Below are 20307 nucleotides of genomic sequence, written 5' to 3'. Positions count from 1 at the left end.
ACTTAGTTCAGTTTGGTGATTTGCAATTTGCCTTCTGGTTTGATGGATAATAAACCAGTAATGACAATGGTATCCCCGGCTGCGAGTCCGGATGTGATCTGAACATTGGATGAGTCGCGCACTCCGGTGGTAACGGTTTCAAATATGGCGGTGCCTCCACGGTAAATGATCACTTTCTTAAAACGTGCCTGGGGAATCACGGCCTGGGTTGGTATCATGAGCGCATTGTTATCCTGGCCAAAATCGAGTTTGACTTTGGCAAAAGCTCCGGGAATCAATTGGGGGGCTTTCCCCTGTACAACGGCCCTGATACGCAGGCTTCTGCTTTCTTCCATCACAGCTTCCTCAGTAGCGATGACTTTGGCAGGGATGTCCTTTTCCATGCCTTCTACGGTGAACCGGACAATCTTCCCGGCGCCAATCTTGCTGCTGTATTTTTCAGGAACGGTAAACTCCAGTTTCAATTCATTTTCCTGCCTGATATTGGTAATCAGTGTGGCAGGGGTAACATAGGCGCCCATACTTATATTGCGCAATCCCAGACGACCTGAAAACGGGGCGCGGATCTCTGTCTTATTAATAGAAGTGCGGATGAGTTCCATATCAGCCTTGATATTGCTGACCTGCAATACACTTAGGTCGTATTCCTGCTTGCTGATACCATCGATCTTCAGAAGCTCGGCCTGGCGCTGGGCTGTCTTTTCGTAAATCGCGAGCTGTACTTCCAGTTTTTTCAACTGTGCCTGCAGATCGGCATCATATAGTTTAACCAGCAAGGCACCCTTTCCAACTGCCTGGCCTTCGCGAATATTGAGCTGCGTAATGCGGCCGGAAACTTCCGGGCGAAGTTCGGTGGCTTCATAAGGCATCAGGGTTCCGGGCACTTCCAGTTTTTCACTGATTGAACTGGTCTTAACGAGAAAAGCTTCCACCCGGGTCGGCTGTGCGGGCCCTTTAGGGCCGCCACCCGCTGAAGGAGGGGCTATTTTTTTATCATCGTTTGATTTACAGGCTGCCAGGCTGAGCAGGCAGCAGAATAAAAGAGAATGGTAGTTACCGTTGGCTAATAATCGCATTGGGTTGCAGCTAATTTAAGGTTGGAACAATGGTAAAATTAACAGATTTAGAAAAGCGAAAGTTTACAGCTTTTAACCAATTCATGTAATAAATACCTAATTCCCCAAAAGACTATATAAGTGGCAATGGGGGTTTATGAATGGATGCCAGGAATGATAAAAAATGATCAGCTGATAACTTTGAGGGTTCTTTTTACCTGGTGTGCCTTCCTCACCAAATCATAGCGGTCGGAGCCAAGAATGGTCACATGTCCCATTTTTCTACCCGGCTTCGTTTGTTTTTTACCGTAAAGATGAATATAAACATCCTCCATGGCCAGGACCTCTTCAATGCCTTCATATACGACTTCACCGGTATAGTCCTTTTCGCCGATCAGGTTTACAAGGGAGGATGGCATGATGGCTTCTGTTGATCCCAGGGGGTAGTCGAGCAATATCCTCCACAACATGTCATACTGGGAGGATGAGTGTGCTTCAATGGTATGGTGGCCACTGTTGTGAACACGTGGGGCGGTTTCGTTCACCAGTACATCACCTGCCTGGTCAATGAATAACTCCACTGCGAACAGGCCGGGTGAATTCAGTGCCTTGGCCAGTTTCAGGGCGATGGCTTCAATCCGCCAGGTAGATTTTTCCGGGATATCTGCCGGTGAAATCTGGAAATCGAGCAAGTTGAGATAAGGGTCAAAGACCATTTCCACAGGGGGGTATAAAGCAATATCCCCCTTGCTGCTGATAGCGATGATAATGGCTATTTCCTTGGCTATTTCCACTTTTTTCTCCAGCACACTGGGAGCATCGAAAGCGAGTGGCAGTTCATCCGGACCGTGCAGCAGCTGTACGCCTTTACCGTCATAGCCACCCTCGCCCAGCTTCTGTGCTGCCGGCAGGAAGGAAATATGGTTATCCAGTTCCTGCCTGTTTTGTACGGTTACGAAAGCAGCTGTTGGGATTTCATATTGCTGGTAGAATTCCTTTTGCCGGATCTTGTTTTTAATAATCCGCAGTGCGGCAGGTTTGGGAAAAATCCTGACACCTTCAGATTCCAGTTTTTCAAGGGCGTCCACATTAACTGATTCTATTTCAATGGTGAGTACATCAACCTGTTTCCCAAAGTTGTAAACATCATCAAAATTCTGAATATTCCCTTTCACGAAATGGTGGCAGAGATGGGCAGCCGGACATTCGGGATCATTTTCCATTACCCAGGTTTCCACCGGATAATTGGCTGCTTCCTGTAATAACATTCGTCCTAATTGTCCTCCTCCAAGGATGCCTGCTTTTTTCATGCGGCAAAAATAGGGAATGGTTTGTAGTTTGCTGACAGTAAGGTAAACTGGCGGAGGCCGGCCATAAACCACAAACTTTTTTATATTTGTATCAATGGTTCCCGACTATCCTCATAAAATCTTCTCGGATTGCCGCCATCAATACTGCCTGCTGATGGAAAGTCTGGCTATGCTTAGTCAGGGGGATTGCTGATGTATGCCTGAAAGCAAATACATCAATGGGTGAATAAGTGAATTCAAACAACAAACAATTTATTGTAATGTCTAACGTACTTGCCGAGTTGCAGCGTCATGCTGTAACCGATTTCCTGCCCCTGATGGGCACCGATTATGTTGAATTTTATGTCGGGAACGCCAAACAGGCGGCCCATTTTTACAAAACAGCCTTTGGTTTCCAGAGTCTGGCCTATGCCGGTCCTGAAACAGGGATGAAAGACCGGGCCAGCTATGCTGTGCGCCAGCACAAGCTCACTTTTGTATTCACCACGCCGCTGCGTTCGGGTAATGCCATCGCAGACCATATTTATAAACATGGTGATGGGGTGAAAGTGCTGGCCCTGATGGTGGATGATGCCACCAGGGCTTGGAAGGAAACCACCACCAGGGGGGCGGTTTCTTTCAGGGAGCCATCCATTGTAAGTGATGCAGATGGACAGGTGGTTACCAGTGGTATCCATACCTATGGTGAAACCGTACACCTTTTCATTGAACGAAAAAACTACCATGGTGCCTTCCTGCCCGGTTACAAGCTGTGGAAAAGTGAATACAATCCGCCTGAAACCGGGCTGCTTTATGTGGACCATTGCGTGGGCAATGTGGGCTGGAACCAGATGAACAAATGGGTGTCATTTTATGAAAACATAATGGGCTTCAGGAATATCCTGAGTTTTGATGACAAGGACATTTCAACCGAATACTCCGCCCTGATGAGCAAAGTGATGTCTAACGGTAATGGGTATGTTAAGTTTCCCATCAATGAACCTGCTGAAGGGAAAAAGAAAAGCCAGGTAGAGGAATACCTTGATTATTATGACGGGGAGGGATGCCAGCACGTGGCGCTTGCTACTAATAATATTATTGATACTGTTACGGCGCTCCGCAACAGGGGAGTGGAATTCCTGAAAGTTCCCTGCAGTTATTACGATGATCTGCTGGACCGTGTTGGTTCCATCGATGAGGACCTTGTACCGTTGCGGGAATTGGGAATATTGGTAGACCGAGATGAGGAAGGCTACCTCCTCCAGATATTTACCAAACCCGTAGAGGACAGACCAACCCTGTTTTTTGAGATCATCCAGCGAAAAGGGGCAAAAAGTTTTGGAAAAGGAAATTTCAAGGCACTCTTCGAAGCCATTGAAAGAGAACAGGAAATACGCGGAAATCTCTGATACCTTCCCCCCGGCATTGCCGGGGGGATTATTTTATACCTTTCTTACCAATTGTTTGTATTATTTTAGTGGTATCCTGAGTGTGCTATGAAAAAAATTTCTTTCACTTTTTTCCTGATCGTTTTGGTATTTGCCGGTATGGCCCAGAATGCCTACCAGCCCAGTTTTACCGAATACCAGCGCAATTTCCCCAGGCTGAATGACATCCTTCGCAAAAAGGAAGATACCCTTCAGAAACAATTCCGGGAAAAAGGGTTGAAATGGCCCGCCAGGTATATCTACCTGCGTTCCTTCAAATATGACAGCCAGTTGGAAGTTTGGGTCAAGGACACAAAGAATGCTCCTTTTCAGCATTTTAAAACATATAAGGTTTGCGCTATGGCCGGAACCCTGGGGCCCAAAAGAATGGAAGGCGATTACCAGGTGCCCGAAGGCTTTTACTATATCAATGAGTTCAATCCCCGTAGTGTTTATCATTTATCACTGGGACTTAACTATCCCAATGCTTCGGACCGTTACCTGAGTGATGCCATCCAGCCGGGCGGTGACATCTATATTCATGGAAGCTGTGTTACCACAGGTTGTATACCTATTACAGATATCCAGATCGAGGAATTGTATGTACTGGCGACCTACGCCAAATCAGCCGGACAGGATTTTATACCGGTACATATCTTCCCGGTTAAATTTGATAATAAAAAAAGTGCTGATTACCTGAACCGCTATGTCCGTGATTTTGCAGAGTACAGTCAGCTTGCCGGCAGCCTGAAAGAGGTGTACTATTATTTTGAAAAACACCGGAAGCTGCCGTTGATCATGGTAAACAACCGGGGCGGATACGTGCTGGATCAGGAAGTCAAAAACTCTTTGCCCGGCAATGAACGTAAAACCATGGCCCCGCCCGTGGTAAAAAAACACCGCCAGCGGGTTGATATAGATGAAAGTGAAATACCCAACACAGTCCATAAACTGCCTGAATACCCCGGCGGTTCAGATGCTTTCAAGGAATACCTTAAAAAATTAAACCGGGACCTCGCAGGTTATCTGTCAGAAGACCAGCATACAGCTTATGTACTGGTAGAATTCATTGTTACCCAATCAGGGAAAATTGTAAATCCACGGGTTTTACGGGGCGGGAATGACCTGCTGAACGAACACCTGTTGGATAAGCTGGAAGTCATGCCCAACTGGGCACCCGCCATAAGGGAGGAAAAAAGGGTGCCGATGAAACTCAAGCAGACCATTCTGATTGAGAACAGCCCTGAGACTTAGGCTGCAAAGGACAACGTAATTCCTGACTTAAAAGTTCTATCCTTTCGGGTTCCGGTTTGTTGAATCGCGGACAATCAGATCTGTTTTAATGACGATGGTTTCAGAGGCAATATTCTGGTCCTTGTCTTCTATTTGGCGGATCAGGAGCTTAGCTGCGGTCTGGCCCATCTCAAAGGCCCGGTCATCTATAGTTGTCAGGGTTGGTTCCATGATACTGGAAATCGGATAATTACTGAAGCCAACTACTGCAATATCTTCGGGAATGCGGAGGTTCGCTTTTTTGAAAACCTGGATGGCACTTATGGCCGTATTATCATTCGCACAGAATACTCCATCCGGAAGGGGGGTAACTGTTAACAGTTTTTTCGCACAGGTTGCACCTTCTTCATAACTAAGTTCTGAAGTGTACTGAATGAGGTTTTCGTTAGCCTCCAGATCGTGTTTTAGCAGGGCGGCTTTATAGCCTTTAACCCTGGCTTTAAAAATGTCAGTGTTCCGGTTTCCGGCAATATGGGCAATATTTCTGCAGCCTGTGTTGATCAGATGCTCTGTTGCCCTGAAGGCTGCATCAAAATCATCAATGATCACTTTGCTTGATTCAACGTCCTTGCTTACCCGATCATAAAATACCAGCGGAATTTTAATCTCATTAAACCGCGCAAAATGCCGGCTGTCGGTGGTTTCCAAACCCAGGCATGCAATCACACCCTCTACTCTTTTTGCCTGCAGGATTTCAGTAACTGCTATTTCCCTCTCCAGGGAATCCCTTGATTGGAAAATGGTGACATTATAACCCAGCCGGTAAGCAGTTTCCTCAATGCCACTGATAACGTGGGAATGAAAATGAATATCTATTCTGGGTACAATTACACCGATGCTCTGGGTCTTATTACGGCGAAGGTTGGAAGCCATCGTGTTTGGTGTAAAGCCAAGCTCACGGGCAAGTTTTTTTACCTCTTTGGTTGTTTTTTTCCCAATGCTTGGATGGTCATTCAGTGCCCGGGAAATGGTGGAGATGGAAAGGTTCAATCGCTCCGCCAGGTCTTTTATGGTTATTCTGGAATTTGTCATTTTTGGAAATATTTACGCAAACGTTTGTGTGAAATATTGAACTTGATTTTGCTGAATTGATGATTATTTGATTTTGTAAAAATATGTAAATCAAATGATTAAAAATAATATTTTCATCAGTGAGGGTCGATGTCTATAAAATTTCCTGTGAAATTAAAATAAATTGTGAAAACGTTTGTGTGTTAAATATTTTTTAATAGATTTGATTATGCTTCGGTTCGGTTAAGGAAATTTTTTGGTTAAGGCTCTTTTTTAAGATCATCTGATGCAACTGCACTAACAACATTGGGTTGGTATCTCTACCATATCATTTCTATTAGCCGGAACGAGTGAAAACCATTATTGCCCATTTTTCAGATTGGCCAAACTAACAATTGCAGTTATGAGACAAAATCACTCCATCCATCTTTTCCCGCCGGGAAAACAAATTCTCACCATTATTCTGTTTTGTTTGCTTCCAGGGTTATTTGCAGGGAAGGCTTTTGCTGGAAGGCCCGATGCCATTACCCAACAAGCGCCGGTATCCGGGAAAATTATTGACGGCGAAACCGGACGACCTTTACCAGACGTTAATATCCTTGTTAAAGGAACCACAGCCGGTGTGAAATCGAACGCAGAGGGAATATTTTCCCTTACTGTTTCTTCTCCCGATGTTGTATTGGTGTTTTCCTATATAGGATACCAGCAACAGGAAATTAAAGTAGGGCCCCGCCGGGAACTAAACATCCGGATGACCAGGGCCGTTTCGGAATTGGATGAAGTAGTGGCAGTAGGTTATGGCCAGCAAAAAAAGCGGGATATAACAGGAGCTATTTCCTCCATAAATGCCAAAACCATTGAGAACACTCCCGTAAAAGACCTTATGTCTGCGATGCAGGGAAGGGTTGCAGGGGTGCAGGTTGTTTCCAATTCCGGTGCGCCGGGTGACGGAATTTCGATTACCGTAAGGGGACAGTCATCCCTGAATTCCGGGAACGATCCTTTGTATGTAATAGATGGGGTGCCTGTTGAATCGGGCTCGGTTTCCCAGTTGAATGGATTTGAATCACATGGACTGAACCCATTGGCGGATATAAATCCGGGTGATATCGAATCCATTGAAGTATTAAAAGATGCAGCTTCCACTTCCATTTATGGATCCAGGGCGGCAAACGGGGTGATTCTAATCACCACCAGGCATGGCAAGGTTGGAAAAGGCAAAGTAAATGTCAAGTTTTATACGGGTATCAGTAAAATAGGTCGCCAGCTGGATGTATTGAATGCTTCAGAATGGCGGGATATCATCATTGATAGCTATAAAAACCTGGATGATTATAACGGAGCAACCAGCCCGTCTGAGCCACACTGGACAGCCATTGATTCCCTTAACCCGATGAATAACGGGGATGTAGACTGGCAAAGTCTTATGTACCGGACTGCAAAGCAAAACCAGCTCGATGTGTCTGTAAGCGGGGGGAACAATGCGGCGAGGTATGCCCTTAGTACTTCGCTCCTTGACCAGGATGGAATTTTCCTGGCATCCAATTATAAAAGAATTACCACCCGTATCAATACTGATTTTGATGTGACCCAAAGGATGAAGGCCGGAATAAACTTAAGTTTCACCCATGGCGCCAATAACCGTATCAATGCGGCAGGAACAGGTAACCATAGCCTGGTTCAATCCATCCTTGTAAGACCGCCTATTTATTCCCTGACTTACCCCGACGGGTCGCCAATCAATTACTTTAATGGTAAAAGAAATCCAATTGGCCTGGCAGAAGACGTAACCCACCTGAATATAACCAACCGGATTATTGGCAACCAGTTCCTGGAATATAAAATCATGGAAGGTCTGAAGTTCCGTACCAATATCAGCCTGGATTATTTGTCCATGAAAGAAGATGAATTCTATCCCAGCACGGTGGATTACCGTCCGGGTTATAACACCGGCAGTGTAAGGGCGATAGGAAACCTTACCTGGGCAAATGAGAATTACCTCACTTATAACAAGACAATTAATAAGGTGCATGAATTGTCGGCACTTGCGGGCTTTAGTCAGCAGGAATGGAAAAGGGAAACCACCGGCCTCGATGGAATTTATTTCGCAAGCGATAATATCCAGACCTTAAATGGTGCCGGTACAATTTCCAACCAGGCTGTAAACACAACCGTAGAACATGGCCTGGTTTCCTACTTTGGCAGGATGACTTATGGTTTTGACGGCAAGTACCTGTTCCAGGCCAACTTCAGGGCTGATGGATCTTCCAGGTTCGGGGATGAAAACCGGTTCGGTTATTTTCCCTCCGCCTCCGCTGCCTGGAGATTTTCTGATGAATCCTTCATGAAAGGATTCGACTTTCTTAATGACGGTAAGCTCAGGTTTAGTTATGGACAAACCGGTAATGAAGCAATTGGTAACTATACGGCACAGGGTGAATTTGCCATCGGTACAAATTACCTCACCAATTCAGGCGCGTCACCTGTAGTCATGCCAAATAAAAAACTGACCTGGGAAACCTCCACCCAATACGATCTGGGTATTGACCTGGTTCTGTTCAATAACAGGATCAACTTTACCGCTGATGCATATGTGAAGAATACATCCGACCTGTTGTTTGCAGTGCCGATTCCTGAAACCTCCGGTTTCAATTATATCACCCGGAATATTGGTGATATCCGGAACAAAGGATTTGAATTTTCCCTGAACACCAAGAACTTTATTCGTGAGTTCAAATGGAACACCAATTTCAACATTGGGTTGAACAGGAACAAAATTGTAAGCCTGCCGGAAGAGGTTCTGACCAATGGATTTATTCAGAACGGTACCTATCATATCCTGCAGGTGGGCCAGCCAATCGGCGCATTCTATGGATATAAGTTCCTTGGGGTTTATTCCCGTGATGAAGACAATAAGAACCAGGTGAAAAATGGATCCTCCAACGGAAAATTGTTCAGGGGCGGAGACCCGATCTGGCATGACCTGAATGGTGACAACATCATAGATCCCCGGGACAAACAGATCATAGGAAATGCGCAACCAAAATTCACCGGCGGACTTACCAACAATTTTACATACAAGAGCTTCAGCCTTGGTGTGTTCTTCCAGTTTTCCTATGGAAATGATATCTACAGCAATCTGAACATGATGAGGAACTGGGTTTTTGCCTATAATAATGTTTCAAGAGATGCATTGAACCGCTGGAGAAAGCAGGGCGATGTAACAAATTATCCGAGACCTATCCGAAATGATCCAATGGGTAACGAATATAACCGGGTATCTGATCGCTGGGTAGAAGATGGTTCTTACCTCCGCTTGAAAAATGTAAACATCGCATATAACTTCCCCCGCGCCATTATTAACCGTTTAAATATTAATGCCCTGAGATTGTATGCTTCCGGGGAGAACCTGCTTACCTGGACAAATTACACAGGTTATGATCCTGATGTAAGTTCCTATAGCGGACTCAGGATTGGCGTGGATGACGGATCCTACCCGCAAAGCCGCACTTTTATTCTGGGATTAAATGTTGAATTCTAAAAACGAGAAAAATGAAATTACAATATATCAAAGCCATAGGGTTAATCGGAATGTCCTTCATGATGTTCTCGTGCACAAAAAAAGTTCTTGAAAAAAGTCCGGTCAGTAGTTTTTCGGCGCAGGATTTCTATAAAACCCCCAGCGATGCGCAGGCTGGTGTATATGGCATTTATGATGCGGCGCAATCTGTATTCAGAATGAATTTTGCCTATTGGGGAGAAGGCAGGGCTGACAATGTTAAGACAGCTCAATCGGGAGAAGGACTGGTGTTAATGCAGAACAACCTGAATGAAACGGCCAGTTCAGCCAACTGGGCCGCACTTTACTCCATGATCAGCAGGGCGAATTTTGCAGTGAAATACATCCCGGGTGTATATGGTAACGAAGGCGGGGGCGCCCAGTTGATCGGGCAGGCCAGGGCCCTGAGGGCATTGGCTTATTTCTATCTCGTACGGATCTGGGGTGATGTGCCTTTAATTACAGAACCATATACCTCTACAGAGCAGGATATTTTTGTGACAAAAACTAAAAAGGAACTGGTTCTGGACCAAATTGAAGAAGACCTGAAATTTGCTGCAGCAAATTGCGTGGCTAAGTTTAATAATTCCAACGACAGGATCATGTTCACCAGTGGGGGCGCAAATGCACTGCTGACACATGTGTATATGTGGCGGAAAAAATACAGTGAAGCCCTGGCAACTTCAGAACTGGTGCTTAATAATAGCTTGTACGGGCTGGTTTCATCAATGGACGACTGGTCGAAAATCTTTACCACCAGTTATTCAAAAGAAAGCATTTTTGAAGTGGGCTATAATGATACGGAAACAAATTCCCTTCGCGTTCTTTATGCCATTGGTTCATACGCCATTTATACCCCCTCTGAAAAGTTTAAATCTTCATACGAAGCTGGTGATAAACGCATTTCCTATCTGTATGACACAACCCTGGTTGAACCAAAAGCCATCTGGAAATTCCTCGGTAAAGGCGTCAGCGATGAAGTGTCAACCCCTTCCAAGCAAAATATAGTGCTGCTGCGCCTGGCTGATATCATGCTGCTCAGGGCCGAAGCCCTAAATGCAATCGGTGGGGCAGATAATATTTCCAAAGCGCTGGAATTGTTAAATAAGATCCGGAAGAGGGCAGGGGTGCCAGAATTTGCAAGTGATACAGAAGCAATAGAAAAATATGGAGACCTGGAGTCTGCAATCCTTCATGAAAGATCGGTGGAGCTTGCTTTCGAAGGCCATCGCTGGTTCGACCTGGTAAGGACAGGCAAGGCTATATCCACCATGGGGCCGATCAACGGACTCAGTGATGAACGCAACCTGGTTTGGCCCATCTTTATTGATGTGCTGAACAAAAATCCCAATATGGTGCAGAACGAATATTACAGGTAAGCAGATGTGATTTTTTAATAACCCAAATGAATGCACAGTGAAAAATATAAATAAATTATACAATGGCAGGTCACTTAAGGTGGTGGCCATTGCAGCCATCCTGTCTATAGTTGTAACAGGATGTGTAAAGGAAAATTTTAAGTATCAGTACAGTGCCCCCAACGATAAGCTCGGAATAAATGCCTGGGAGTATATCCAGCAAAAGGATTCTTTGTCATTGATGGAAGAAGCTGTTACAGCTGCCGGACTTCAGCAATATTATTCAGGTACAACTGAATATACTTTTATTGTGCCCCGGAACAGTGCTTTCAGGTCATTATTCAAGGCAAAGAAATATGAGGGTATCTCATCAATACCCGTTGATTCCCTAAGGACAATGCTGGCTTACCATATTGTTAAGGCCAAAGTATTGTTTTCGGATCCGGCACTTCTTCCAAAGGATAACCCTATTGCATATGAGACAGAAAATGGGCAAACCATGTATTTATCCCACAATTCAAGTTACCAGGGACTCATCAACCAGGGTACCAAAAAGGTTTGGACGATTATTACTTCCAATCTCCAGCCTACCAACGGTGTGATCCATGTTACTGCCGATATCGTTTATCTTGCCAAGTAAGTCTATTAATTTCTTTATATTCTTTTATGATGGAAAGGGAATATTTTTTCCCTTTCCACTTTAACCGACAATGAAAAATTTCAAAAACTATTGGCTGGATGTTAACGTCCTGCCCTCACGTGAAGAATTGGGGAGAACAGCCGGCATGGATATCGAAAAGATGATTATCGAACTTCTTGAAACCAGGCCGGAAATCCGTATGATCTTTGCCGCGGCCCCTTCGCAGAATGAAACCCTGGACTATCTTTCGGGTTCAGCGAAGATTGAATGGAACAGGATCACGGCTTTTAATATGGATGAATATATAGGGCTGAATGACAATGCCCACCAACTGTTTTCATCCTACCTGAATAGCAGGCTGTTTTCGAAAGTAAAATGTAAAAACGTTCATTTCATCAATAGTGGCGCTGATGTTGCCGGGGAAATTGAAAGGTTCTCCGGATTGATTTCTGCCGCACCTGTTGATATTGTCTGCCTTGGGATTGGGGAGAACGGGCATATCGCATTTAATGATCCTTCCATTGCTGACTTCAGGGACCCTGAAATTATTAAAGAAGTAAAGCTTGACCTGGAAAGCCGCCTGCAACAGGTAAATGAAAAATGTTTTTCCCGGCTGGAAGATGTGCCTGAAATGGCACTTACCCTCACTATTCCCGTATTAATGAATGCCAGCTATCTTTTTTGTATGGTACCGGGCAAAAGCAAACGGAATGCTGTTTATAATACCCTGAATTTACCAGTAACTAAGGAGTGTCCGGCTACAATACTACAGCAACATTCAAATTGTAAATTTTATTTTGATATGGATTCATTCCTGTTTCAACCTTCAAAACAAGTTTAAGCCATGCTGTCAAAAAGGAGATTATTCTTGAAAAGAATTGCAGGGGGAAGTGCCGGATTATTGTTCAGTGGTTCCCTGCCTGGCCTTGCATTGCCTGGCATTTTGGGGGAAAATTTCCTGGATTCCCCCATTGATACAGGCAGGCCTGTCTTTCCTTTTTTCAGGCATATTCCCATTTATAATTTCGGTGACTTTATACCCAAGGACCAGGGGGGTAAATTTGTACACACTGAAATATTTGGCACGGAGGATGATTCACAGATCGTTGAAAAAATCAGGCAAGGCCGGCTCCAGGATGTATATGGAACCCCAATAAACTGGTCATTGTATGAGAAAACAGAACTGGAAAAAAGTGTATGGTTAAACCGGTTCTATTTTTTGCCTTCACTGGCCCGTTTGTATTTCCTTACCAGCGACCAATCCTACCTGGATGACATGATGCAGTTAATATCCAGGTGGGTAACAGACAATCCGCGTTTGCCAGACTCACACCGAAAAACCTTTAACTGGCGGGATATGCAGGTTGCCTGGCGGTCCATCCACTGGTCCTGGTGTTATTACCTTACTGAAAAAGGACTTACTGAAGACCAGAAAAAAATAATTACCGAATCTTTGAAAGAGCATGCGGATATTCTTCTCAATGGTTTTGGAAAGGCTCCTTTGAATGAGTTCAACCACCAGTCACACGGTGGCTTGGCTATGTTATACCTGGGGGTTTTATTTCCGTCTTTTGAACAGGCAGAAGCACTTCGGGAAAATGGTATGAGGATTCTTTCCCATCATCTTGATAAGGCTTTCTTTGAAGACGGTGGGAATGTTGAGTATATGTTCGGATACTATCCTTTTGAAACACATATATTCAGAGACACTTACCTGTTGTGTAAACAGAATAATATCAGGTATCCTTCCGCTTTATTGCCCGGGCTGGAAAAAATGGCTGCTTATATAGCCAGCGTGTCACAGCCAAATGCAACCATGCCACAGGTTAACGATTCCTTCGAAATGCCTACAGGAACGATACTTGCCACCGTTAATGAATTATTGGCGAAAAACAGGAGGTCACTTAAGGGTAAATCAACATATTTCCCCGATACACAATTAGGTATTATCAGGCGAGAGGGTTCTGGAAATTCGTGGTACCTTCTTGCTTATCCGGCTTCCGTGATCGGGGCACATGCACATGCTGGCCGGCTGGCGTTCAATTTCTGGCTTAACGGCTCTCCTGTTTTAACAGACAGTGGATGTCCCAATTATGATAACCCGAAACTGGTTAGCTGGTACCGTACCTCCCGTGCCCATAACACCGTGTTGATCGATGGGAAATCAGATGAGGCTACCTCCGGTAAACTATTGTGGGTTGGTAAAAGAAATACAGGAAACAGGATAGTTAACTGGGGAGAGACGGATTCCCTAAATTATTGCCGTATGATTTCACCTGCCACGGAATCAGTGAATAATACCGTATCCTGGAGCAGGAGCCTGGTTCTTGTAAAAAATAAATTTCTGGTACTTTACGATCGATTTGACGCTTCCGGTGAACATAACTATGAAGTGCTTTTTCATTTTAGTCCTACTGAAGTATCTGTGCATGAGAAAAGGAAAGCTCTTCTGTTGCCTGGTAAAAGTTCACTGGCCATTCTTCCTGCAGATCCATCAATGATTGGTTCTCTTTCTATTGAGGAAGGCATATTAAGTTTAAATGGGAAGGACAGTTCAGCACCCATGGCTTCACTAAAATTTGCAGGTGAGGGACTGGTTCATTCAGTGGTGGTTTTTATGCCGGGCGTCGATGACCTTTCCCAGGTTAAGATTTCCCGGGAAATAACTGAAGATGGGATCGGGCTTGAAATAAACAGTGGCGATTCAGCGAAAACCATACTGCTGATAAAGAATCCCGACTCTCCAAAACTTAGTGTTTTGAATCGTCAGTCCCGACAATTATTTGAAGTATTTTAAAAAATCCATAGATGCGATTAAAACAATTGTCTGATAGAATGATGAAATTGTTCTATTCAATATTGCTGATAGTATTGATTGCTCCTGCCTCATTTGCGCAACTTAAAAGTTCGGATGATTTCAAGGTAAAAGGTTTTCATATTGATCTGCGGATCCAGGTCATGACACCGCAAGCACTCAGAAATTTTGCCAGAGAGCTGGCTTCTTTTGGGATTAATACCCTGGTCATGGAGTGGGAAGCATCTTATCCATACGATAAACATGCGACGATTTCAAACAAGTATGCTTATACAAGGGAAGAAGTCAAATCCTTTATTGATTATTGCAGCCAGCTTGGAATGGATGTAATCCCGCTTCAGCAGTGCTTCGGCCATGTGGAATATATCCTGAGGAACGACAGATACAGCCATTTAAAGGAGGAGCGAAAAGATATTTCACAGATTTGCCCGCTTAAAACAGAAGGTGACAGTCTGCTTTTTTCAGATCTATTTAAGGACCTGGCATCCACTCATCCTTCAAAGTTTATCCATATCGGAGGCGATGAAACCTACCTGCTGGGGCATTGTAAGGACTGCTCAAAGAAGGCAGCTGCCGTGGGTAAATCAAAACTCTTCGTCGACTACATGAAAATGATCACCCAAACCATTGTGAAAATGGGGAAAACACCGATCATGTGGGCAGATATACTGTTGAAATATCCGGAAGCAGCATCAGAACTTCCAAAGGAAACTATTTTCATCGATTGGAATTACGGCTGGAAAACAAATCATTTCGGCGATATATCGAATGTTCAGGCCAAGGGATTTACTTTTTGGGGATCGCCTTCCATCCGAAGCCATCCCGACAACTGGTATGTTACTGAATGGGAAAAACATTTCAATAATCAACGGGATTTTATTCCCTATTCAAGAAAGGCAGGCTATCAGGGAATGGTTATGACCTCATGGTCAACCTCTGGATTGTATGGATTTACATGGGATAGTGGTTATGAACTGGTGGACATGCTCCAGGTCAGGAATAATTACCCTTTATCTGCTTTCAGGATATTGGTGGCTTCGTTTGCAGAGGCATTAAAAACACTGGATCCCATAAATCCTGAAGCTTTCGTTAAACGCTATGCGGAGGAAAGGTTCGGACTTAAGGAAAATGATCGTCAAAGATTCTGGCAGGCAATTACGACGGATCCCAAACAGGTTGTTATAACAAGGCCAGACGCAGTTTCAGAAATATCAGGATTGCGAATTAAGAATGATACAGCAAGAAAAATATTGAAAGAACTAATGCCTCTCAGGAACCAAAAAGAATTTGAACATTACCGGCTGATGTTCGACCTGAGGGGTTTTTACCTAGATTTTAAGGAAATTGAAGCAGTATATAATTCGGCGGATTTCAATCGCAGCAAGGCAAAAACACTGGTTCCGCGGCTTGAAAAATTGAGAAGCGCATCGAAAACCCTCGATCGTCGTTTTTATGACCTGAACAAAGGATTTCTGCATGAGGAAGAGATCAGGGAACAGAACCTGATCAGGAACCAGAAACTGGAAGTTCTTTTTCAACGGATATCCCGGATCAGGTAGAATAAATCAAATCTGAAAAATGAGAAGGATAGTATTTCTGGTAGTATTTTCCCCTTTGCTTTCATTGGGCCAGGACTCTGCTGCACGAACTGCCAATTTCCCCAGGCAGGTGGTACAGGTCCGGGAATTTCCACCAAAGGAAAGAGTTTGGGTATTTATCATGGCAGGGCAGTCCAATATGGCAGGTCGTGGCCTGGTTGAACCCGGGGATACTGTTTCCCACCCGCGCATTTTGACGATCAATAAGGAAAACAAATTGATCGAAGCAAAAGAGCCCCTGCATTTTTACCAGCCGAAGCTTACCGGGCTTGATTGCGGGATGTCTTTTGCGCGGAATTTAATCGATAAGATTGACTCCAATACAGTCATCTTGTTACTACCCACGGCGGTGGGAGGGAGTTCAATCAAATACTGGCTGAATGATTCAGCGTTCAATGGTGTACGCCTGAAATCTAATTTCATGGAGAAGGCTGACCTGGCAAAAAAGTATGGTATTTTAAAAGGAATACTCTGGCACCAGGGTGAAAGTGATGCCACAGCGGGAAAGATCCCTTTGTATGAGCAAAACCTGCAGGAACTGTTCAGTTTTTTTCGCGGGTATGCAGGTGATCAATCACTTCCTGTAATCATGGGAGAATTGGGGTCCTATACTGTTAAGGAGGAGATGCGGCAAAACTGGAGTTCGATCAATGAAATCATCCGGAAAGTTTCAGTATTAAATAAATTCAATGCATTGGTTGAAACGGGCGATTTAAAACCAAGGGAAGACAATATCCATTTTGACTCCCCATCACAGAGAATACTTGGACAAAGGTATGCTGAGACGTATATAAAATCCTTTCTGCCAAAAAATTACTAATAATATCAATTCTGATATATGCAATTTATTGATTGGGTTGTACTGGGAATCTATTTTTTGATCCTGATTGTTATTGGGTTTGTTGCCTTTAAGCGGGTCGGTAATGCTGCTGATTTTTTTACGGCAGGCGGTAAACTGCCCTGGTGGCTTGCCGGAGTATCCCACCATGTTTCAGGGTATAGTGGCGCTGTATTTGTTGCATATGCGGGAATCGCTTACACCCACGGACTGACTATTTACATTTGGTGGGCATGCGCAGTAGCCTTTACTACATTTATAGCTGCACTTTTAATTGCTCCCCGATGGGCAAAACTGAGGATTAACATGGGAATACAATCCCCAACAGAATACCTCCGCGTAAGATATAATGTCAGTACACAGCAGATCATTGCCTGGAGCGGTTCCATCATCAAGATATTTGACATAGGTGGCAAGCTGGCTGCTATTGCAATTCTGCTCAATATTTTTACCGGTGCGCCCCTGATAGCCGGTATCCTGCTGGCCGGGGGAGTCGCCTTGATCTACACCATTGTAGGAGGTTTGTGGGCCGATGTATGGAATGATTTCGCCCAGTTTATCGTGCAGTTTTTTGCCGGCATTACCATGTTTGTTCTGATCATCAGGCAGGTCGGTGATGGTGCTGCGGGAGTTTTCACCATTTGGGACCGTTTGCCTGAATCACATTCACAATTATTTAATCACCCGTATACAATTAAGTTTGCCCTCGCTATGCTGGTCATTGATTTTTTCAGCTACAGTGGCGGAACCTGGCATCTTGCAACAAGGTTTATTTCTGCCTCTTCTGGCAAGGAAGCAAGAAAAGCAGGAATTCTATCTTCCATTTTATACCTGTTATGGCCGCTTGTACTGATGTTCCCGATGTTTGCTGCGCCCTTAATATTTCCGGATTTAGCAGACCCCACCATGTCCTATGGAATGATGGCCATTAAATTTTTACCTGCTGGCCTGGTGGGACTGGTACTGGCCGCGATGTTCGCCAATACCCTATCAATGATTTCTGCTGATTCCAATACTATTTCCGCAGTGATCACAAGGGATATAATTCCCGTAATGTTCAAAAATGTAAGGACTTATTCAGCGGCAAAGATGCTGACACTGGCCAGGATTATTACATTTCTTTTTACCTTCCTGACTGTTGTAGTTGCAGTAAATGCCAGCCATTTCGGAGGTGTATTCGGCCTGATTATTTCATGGTTTGCTGCGTTGATAGGGACCATCTCCATCCCAATGATACTCGGGCTTTTGCCTGTTTTTAAAAATAGCGGAAGTGTGGCTGCCATTAGTTCAATCATTGGAGGTATCCTCACTTTTATTGCACTTAAATTTTTTCCCGGTATCAGCCTGGCTGTTGAGGTCGGCAGTCCGATTTTTGCTTCCCTGGTACTTTATATCGGGCTGGGTTTATTAAAGATTGAAAAGCTTTCATCTACCACCACCGGGTTTCTTACCTTGATTGCCAAACCTGTTGTTAATAAATAAAGATGAACATCACCGGCATAAATTTTCTGACAGGAGATCCCGTTAAACTGGAATTCAGCGAGCGGGAACTGATTGGTGAAAGTCATGCTTTAGGGGTATCGGTGGAATCCCTTCCATATATTGCTCCCGGACTGGTGGATCTTCAGGTGAATGGATTCAAAGGGTTTGACTTTAATACCTTGCCGATTTCGGGCGTTGAAATAAAACAGATTACTGAATCTCTTTGGGAGCAGGGGGTGACTACCTATTTTCCCACGGTTATCACCAACTCGGACCAAAAGATCAGGCAAGCCTTAAAATGTATTGTATCCGCCTGCAGGGAATCCGACCAGGTGAACCTGTCTATCGGTGGAATTCACCTCGAAGGCCCTTTCATTTCCGCTGAAGATGGTCCGCGCGGCGCTCACAGTAAGGAATATGTCCGGTCACCGGACTGGAACCTTTTTGAACAATGGCAGGAGGCAGCAGAAGGGAAAATTAAAATCATCACCTTATCGCCGGAATGGCCGGGTTCTGCCCGATTTATAGAACAATGCGTGCGGCATGATGTAAAAGTGGCCATTGGCCATACAACTGCAACTGCCGACCAGATTAAAGAGGCTGTTTCTGCCGGCGCAAGTTTATCAACTCATCTTGGAAATGGCTGCCATCATTCGATGCACCGGCACAATAATTATATCTGGGAACAACTTGCCTCAGACGGGCTTTGGTCTAGTATAATTGCCGATGGGTTTCATTTGCCGGATTCAGTATTGAAAGTTTTTATTAAGGTAAAACCCGAAAAGACATTATTGGTCAGTGACGCAACCGGCTTTACAGGATTGGCTCCAGGTGTGTATTCAAGCCATATCGGCGGAGAGGTAGAGCTTAGCCCCGAAGGAAAATTATTTATCCGGGATAAGCCCGAAACCCTTGCCGGATCAGCACAATCCTTATTGCAGGGAGTGAACCAACTGATTCTGAAAAATATTCTTCCGGCCAGCGAAGCCTGGAACATGGCATCCCTGAAACCAATGGAATATTTACAGGCAGGCAGGAGAATCCCCTTCTCAATCGGATCCGGACCCGATTTTGTTTTGTTTAAAATGGGCGCACAGGGCATTGAAATACTTCATACAATCAAGTCAGGGAAAATAGTTTTTTCTAAAAAATAATTTACGTACCATGAAAACTTTAAGGCTATCGGTAATCCTTTTGGCAATGTTTTCTGCAATGAATTGCAGTTCAAAAGACAAATTGCCGGAGCCTGTTGACACAATGGTCAATGGCAAGCGGATCATTAAATTTGCGGGTTATGACTGGGTCGTGGAATCAGGCGGCAGCATTAAACAGGGACCCGGGCCAAACTTTTTTTCAAATTCAACAGATAATGTTTGGCTTGATAAAGAGGGAAGATTGCATTTGCGAATTACCAACAGGGGCGGGAAATGGTATTGTGCCAAAGTTACGCTGGTAAATTCGTACAGTTATGGTCGTTATATATTCCGCGTGGACAGCCGGGTAGACAGCCTGGATAAAAATGTAGTGGCTGGTTTGTTTACTTATAAAAACGATTCAGAAGAAATTGATATCGAATTCTCCAAATGGAGCGTAGATGGTAATATGGATTCCCAGTTTGCCATTCAGCCCAGTGATAAAACCCAGAATAAGCGCAGGTACTTCCTTAACCTGGCCAGTGAAAAATCAACACATTGGTTTAACTGGCAACCTGATCGGATTGATTTTGCCAGCTACCAGGGCCATTCGGCCGAACTGCCGTCTGCTGCTGATATTATTCAGAAATGGTCCTATACGGGAACAGATATCCCCCCGGATGTGGATGAAAAGGCAAAAATAAATCTGTGGCTGTTCAGGGGCAATCCACCTTCAGACCTTAAGGAAACCGAGATGATTATTTCAGGTTTCAGCATTCAATAATTCAATTATCTATCAAAACATTCAG

At 44.4% G+C, this 20307-nt stretch carries 15 protein-coding genes; 12 read left to right on the top strand and 3 right to left on the bottom strand.

What is annotated here, in order from left to right; all coding sequences use genetic code 11:
• Positions 1 to 2 precede the first annotated feature (2 nt).
• Together BC349_RS02555 and BC349_RS02550 are read right to left on the bottom strand one after the other, a co-directional pair.
• The gene (locus tag BC349_RS02555) at positions 3 to 1076 is read right to left on the bottom strand and encodes an efflux RND transporter periplasmic adaptor subunit (protein WP_187255176.1); all 1074 of its coding nucleotides are present in this window, start codon (positions 1074 to 1076) and stop codon (positions 3 to 5) included.
• A 167-nt stretch (positions 1077 to 1243) separates the two neighbouring features.
• On the bottom strand, positions 1244 to 2365 hold the full coding sequence (locus BC349_RS02550) for a 5-(carboxyamino)imidazole ribonucleotide synthase (protein ID WP_187255175.1): 1122 nt from the start codon (positions 2363 to 2365) through the stop codon (positions 1244 to 1246).
• Between the two features lie 260 nt (positions 2366 to 2625).
• Here BC349_RS02550 and hppD point away from each other — a divergent pair, with 260 nt between their 5' ends.
• Together hppD and BC349_RS02540 are read left to right on the top strand one after the other, a co-directional pair.
• Positions 2626 to 3753 (top strand): 4-hydroxyphenylpyruvate dioxygenase, encoded by a 1128-nt coding sequence (gene hppD, locus BC349_RS02545; RefSeq protein ID WP_187255174.1) that lies wholly within the window; start codon positions 2626 to 2628, stop codon positions 3751 to 3753.
• 87 nt (positions 3754 to 3840) lie between these two features.
• On the top strand, positions 3841 to 5025 hold the full coding sequence (locus BC349_RS02540) for a L,D-transpeptidase family protein (protein WP_246456751.1): 1185 nt from the start codon (positions 3841 to 3843) through the stop codon (positions 5023 to 5025).
• A 36-nt stretch (positions 5026 to 5061) separates the two neighbouring features.
• Here BC349_RS02540 and BC349_RS02535 read toward each other — a convergent pair whose 3' ends face one another.
• Positions 5062 to 6096, bottom strand: a complete 1035-nt coding sequence (locus tag BC349_RS02535) for a LacI family DNA-binding transcriptional regulator (RefSeq protein ID WP_187255173.1) — start codon at positions 6094 to 6096, stop codon at positions 5062 to 5064.
• A gap of 382 nt (positions 6097 to 6478) precedes the next feature.
• On the opposite strand from BC349_RS02535, the gene BC349_RS02530 reads away from it, so the two are divergent.
• From BC349_RS02530 to BC349_RS02485, 10 genes are all read left to right on the top strand, one after another.
• Positions 6479 to 9616 carry a SusC/RagA family TonB-linked outer membrane protein gene (locus BC349_RS02530; protein WP_187255172.1) on the top strand — a complete coding sequence of 1046 codons (3138 nt, stop codon included), beginning with the start codon at positions 6479 to 6481 and terminating at the stop codon, positions 9614 to 9616.
• A gap of 11 nt (positions 9617 to 9627) precedes the next feature.
• A complete protein-coding gene (locus BC349_RS02525) occupies positions 9628 to 11013 on the top strand; it encodes a RagB/SusD family nutrient uptake outer membrane protein (protein ID WP_187255171.1) in 1386 nt (461 codons plus the stop codon).
• Positions 11014 to 11050: 37 nt separating this feature from the next.
• On the top strand, positions 11051 to 11632 hold the full coding sequence (locus BC349_RS02520; protein ID WP_187255170.1) for a fasciclin domain-containing protein: 582 nt from the start codon (positions 11051 to 11053) through the stop codon (positions 11630 to 11632).
• A gap of 70 nt (positions 11633 to 11702) precedes the next feature.
• Positions 11703 to 12473: a 6-phosphogluconolactonase gene (locus BC349_RS02515; protein ID WP_187255169.1), complete on the top strand. Its 771-nt coding sequence runs from the start codon at positions 11703 to 11705 to the stop codon at positions 12471 to 12473.
• Positions 12474 to 12500: 27 nt separating this feature from the next.
• A complete protein-coding gene (locus tag BC349_RS02510; RefSeq protein WP_187255168.1) occupies positions 12501 to 14429 on the top strand; it encodes an alginate lyase family protein in 1929 nt (642 codons plus the stop codon).
• Between the two features lie 11 nt (positions 14430 to 14440).
• Positions 14441 to 16006, top strand: a complete 1566-nt coding sequence (locus tag BC349_RS02505) for a family 20 glycosylhydrolase (RefSeq protein WP_222840052.1) — start codon at positions 14441 to 14443, stop codon at positions 16004 to 16006.
• A 19-nt stretch (positions 16007 to 16025) separates the two neighbouring features.
• Positions 16026 to 16865: a sialate O-acetylesterase gene (locus BC349_RS02500; RefSeq protein ID WP_187255167.1), complete on the top strand. Its 840-nt coding sequence runs from the start codon at positions 16026 to 16028 to the stop codon at positions 16863 to 16865.
• Between the two features lie 18 nt (positions 16866 to 16883).
• The gene (locus tag BC349_RS02495; RefSeq protein ID WP_187255166.1) at positions 16884 to 18365 is read left to right on the top strand and encodes a sodium:solute symporter family protein; all 1482 of its coding nucleotides are present in this window, start codon (positions 16884 to 16886) and stop codon (positions 18363 to 18365) included.
• Between the two features lie 2 nt (positions 18366 to 18367).
• Entirely contained in the window at positions 18368 to 19519 is a 1152-nt protein-coding gene (locus tag BC349_RS02490; protein WP_222840051.1) for an N-acetylglucosamine-6-phosphate deacetylase, read from the top strand.
• A gap of 10 nt (positions 19520 to 19529) precedes the next feature.
• Positions 19530 to 20282: a glycoside hydrolase family 16 protein gene (locus BC349_RS02485; RefSeq protein ID WP_187255165.1), complete on the top strand. Its 753-nt coding sequence runs from the start codon at positions 19530 to 19532 to the stop codon at positions 20280 to 20282.
• The last annotated feature ends 25 nt before the right edge of the window (positions 20283 to 20307 follow it).

This window comes from Flavihumibacter stibioxidans, assembly GCF_014332695.1.
GTDB lineage: Bacteria > Bacteroidota > Bacteroidia > Chitinophagales > Chitinophagaceae > Flavihumibacter > Flavihumibacter stibioxidans.
The sequence above is the reverse complement of the archived record's forward strand: the minus strand, read 5'-3'. Positions and strand labels throughout refer to the sequence as shown.